4 protein-coding genes are annotated in these 3625 nt (G+C 50.3%); all 4 read left to right on the top strand.

The window, feature by feature from the left end; genetic code table 11:
* On the top strand, positions 1-448 hold a 448-nt coding region (locus tag Q7V06_RS03080; protein WP_304837914.1), incomplete at its 5' end, for an ATP-binding cassette domain-containing protein.
* Positions 445-1257: a cobalt ECF transporter T component CbiQ gene (gene cbiQ / locus Q7V06_RS03075; RefSeq protein WP_304837911.1), complete on the top strand. Its 813-nt coding sequence runs from the start codon at positions 445-447 to the stop codon at positions 1255-1257. The genes Q7V06_RS03080 and cbiQ, both read left to right, overlap by 4 nt.
* A 39-nt stretch (positions 1258-1296) precedes the next feature.
* Positions 1297-1605, top strand: coding sequence for a hypothetical protein (locus Q7V06_RS03070; protein ID WP_304837909.1), 309 nt, complete (start codon positions 1297-1299; stop codon positions 1603-1605).
* Between the two features lie 163 nt (positions 1606-1768).
* Positions 1769-3625, top strand: a 1857-nt coding sequence (locus tag Q7V06_RS03065) for a DNA topoisomerase subunit B (protein ID WP_304837907.1), incomplete at its 3' end; no start/stop codon positions are given.

The following is a 3625-nucleotide window of genomic DNA, read 5'->3' as shown; positions in this document are numbered from 1 at the left end:
TCTCCGTGAACGCGTTCCTCATCATCTATCGGGTGGAGAGAAGAAGCGCGTAGCTATTGCAGGAGTGGTGGCGATGGAGCCGCAGGTCCTTGTCCTTGATGAGCCGACAGCAGGGCTTGATCCCGGGGGGGTAGAAGATCTCCTGGCATTTCTCCAGACCCTCCCTGACAGGTTTGGCATCACCGTCATCTTCTCAACCCATCAGGTAGAGCTCGTTCCTGAGATCGCTGATATCGTCTATGTGATGAACCGTGGCAGGATCATGGGATCGGGAACTATTGAAGAGATATTCTCCCATGAAGAACTCCTCCTCTCAACACGGCTTCAACTTCCACCACTGCCGCGTGCCATACACAGGCTGCGGGATGAGGGGGTTGCAATTGATATGGCATACCGGTATTCGGATGCCGAAACGTCATTGCTCAAGGCGTTTAGCAGGCAACCATGATCGATGAGCTCTTTGCAATTGAGCAGGAGGCATACAGGGACAGCCTTGTCCACCGACTGGATGCAAGAGTCAAGATCATCATCACCATCGCGGCTATTATCGCAATTGTAGCATTTCCTTTTGAATCTGATGTCTATCTTGCGACTGCCGGATTTCTCCTCCTCCTCCTCATTCTTTTTTCCCTCTCTCAAACATCCATCAGAACCTATATCCTCCGTCTTGCCATGATCCTTCCCTTTGGATTTTTCATCATCGTCGCCCAGATATTCTTTGAAAACCCAAGGTACACAGAATGTACCGTCCTTGTTGATCTTCCCCTTGGTGTTGCCATCTATCAGGAGTCATTACTCTTCGCCCTGATGCTCTCTGCGAAATTTCTCGTCTGCGTCTCGTTTATCATTCTTCTCTCCGGAACAACACGGATGCATGATCTCCTTGAAGGTGCTGCACGACTTGGACTTCCTGCAGAATTCTCCCTCATCCTCGGGATGATGATCCGATACCTCTTCGTCTTTGCCGTGATCTACCGCCATATTCAGAATGCCCTTGCAACACGGTGTTTTAATGCACTGAATCGAAACCTCCCCTATCGATACAGGCTTTCGACTATCGCCTATACCATCGGAACCCTCTTTCTTCGTTCATTTGAACAGGGGGAGCGGACCTATATGAGCATGCTCTGCCGCGGCTATGGCAGAGCATCTCACATGTATGTCACAAAGAAACCTCTCTGTTCTACAGATCGGATCGCCCTTGGAACCATTCTGCCCTTCATCATCTGCTATCCTCTTCTTGTCTACCTTCTCTGACCGCAGAATTCATCAGATCTGAAAGCCAGATGGTAGTTTATGGAAAGCAAATTCGGCAGAGGTTTTGTCGTCAATCTTGTCCTCCTCAGTAAACATTTCGCCCTCCCTCCCGAGCAGGCATTCTTCGGCGCAGCCGATCACCTGATGGAGATGCAGGTTCCTCCACGTATGAAAGGAACAGAGGTAGCTGAACTTACTGAACGGCTGAGAAAACTGATACTCTGGCATAAAGTTGGGATCAATGACAGCCAGGATGCCGAAGCGGTAAAAAAGCTCATGAAACGGCTCATATATGCTGTGGATCGTGATCTTGGAATTGATGACCCTGATATGGGTTCATTTGACTGATTTTTGGATATCAGGCGTGTATCAGAGAAAAAGACCAAGTATATCATCTCTTAATACCAATATATAATGGTATAGCAGGCGGTATCTCCCCTGCCTGCAAGAGAGTGGCAGAGTAACGTCCATGGGCTTTTTCCCGGATAATCTGCCATAATCGGAGTCATGCATGAATAGTACATACAATGCACAACAGATCACCGTTCTTGAAGGGCTCAGTCCGGTACGTGAGCGGCCGGCGATGTACATCGGGAGCACCGACACCAAGGGGCTGCACCATCTCATTTATGAGGTGGTGGATAACTCGATCGATGAGGCACTTGCAGGGTACTGCAACCATATCGATGTATCCATCAACCCCGACGGCTCCTGTACAATCGAAGATGATGGACGTGGTATCCCTATTGACACCATGCCAAAGTATGGGAAGAGCGCACTTGAAGTGGTGATGACGATCCTTCATGCCGGAGGGAAGTTTGATAAAAACTCCTATCAGGTATCAGGAGGGCTTCATGGAGTCGGCATCTCGGTTGTGAATGCCCTCTCCGAATGGATCGTGGCAGAAGTCTTCCGCGACGGGCTTGTCTACTCGATGCGGTTCGAACGCGGTCTGGTCGTCTCACCCCTCTCATCAGCGCCGGAGCCTGCAGAGGAGTATCAGCGAAGGATGAAGAATCGGTTCGGTTCGGAATCCGGGTCGATGGACCTCAGTGATCACGCTTCCTATACGGGTACACGGATCACCTTCAAGCCGGATGCCAGTATCTTTGATACCACCAACTTTGATTTTGATATCGTCAGTTCACGCCTCCGTGAACTTGCCTTCCTGAACCGGAGTGTCCGGATTCGCATAATGGATCGGCGGAGTGGAGATGGAGAGACATTCTACTATGAAGGCGGAATCAGCGAATTCGTCCGATATCTCAATGAAGGGAAAGAGCCGCTCTATCCGGATGTCGTCTACTTCGGCAGGAGGGATGAGGAGAATAAACTTGAGGTTGAGGTTGCTATCCAATATAACACCGGATACAGTGAGACCCTCTTCACCTTCGTTAACAGTGTTAACACTCGCGAGGGAGGGACTCACCTTGAGGGATTCCGATCTGCACTCACCCGTGCGATCAACACCTCTGCGAAGAAGAACAATCTTCTGAAGGGTGACTTCTCTTTCAAAGGAGATGATGTCCGCGAGGGGCTCTGCACCGTCATCAGCGTCAAAATTGCCAATCCCCAGTTTGAAGGGCAGACGAAGATGCGGCTTGGCAACTCGAATGTCCGGGGGATTGTCGATTCTCTTGTCTATCAGTCTCTCTCGGACTTCTTTGAGGAGAACCCAAAGATCATTGGGATCATTGCAGAGAAGGCATCAGCTGCTGCACGTGCCCGTGAGGCGGCGAAGAATGCCCGTGAACTTGCACGCAGGAAGAGCACCCTTGAATCGTCCACCCTTCCCGGCAAGCTTGCAGACTGTTCAGAGCGTGATCCGTCAAAGAGTGAGATTTATATTGTTGAAGGAGATTCCGCAGGTGGATCGGCAAAACAGGGGCGAAACCGAAGATTCCAGGCTATCCTTCCACTGAAGGGCAAGATCCTGAACGTCGAGAAGGCGACTGAACATAAGATCTTAAAGAACCTCGAGATCAATGCTCTCATATCCGCTATTGGAACCGGTATAGGAACCAATTTTAACCCTGAAAGGGCCAGGTACCACTACATCATCATCATGACCGATGCAGATGTTGATGGTGCTCATATCAGCACACTGCTCCTGACCTTCTTCTATCGGTATATGAAGGAGCTGATCGATCTCGGGTACATTTACCTTGCACAGCCTCCACTCTTTCGTATTGCAAAAGGAAAGAAGGAGCAGTATGTCTTCCGTGAGGAAGAGATGCGGAAGGTTGTCCTTGAGATGGGTGAGACCGGTGTCCATGTACAGCGATATAAGGGTCTTGGTGAGATGAATGCAGGCCAGCTCTGGGAGTCGACGATGGACCCTGCACGCCGGGTACTGAAGCAGGTGCGG

The sequence above is a fragment of the Methanocalculus sp. genome, from assembly GCF_030651615.1.
Classification (GTDB): domain Archaea; phylum Halobacteriota; class Methanomicrobia; order Methanomicrobiales; family Methanocorpusculaceae; genus Methanocalculus.
This window is presented reverse-complemented; position numbering and strand designations above follow the sequence as displayed.

Coding starts and splice junctions, on each gene's coding strand:
- cbiQ (WP_304837911.1), top strand. CDS start 445: ATGATCGATGAGCTCTTTGCAATTGAGCAGGAGGCATACAGGGACAGC.
- Q7V06_RS03070 (WP_304837909.1), top strand. CDS start 1,297: ATGGAAAGCAAATTCGGCAGAGGTTTTGTCGTCAATCTTGTCCTCCTC.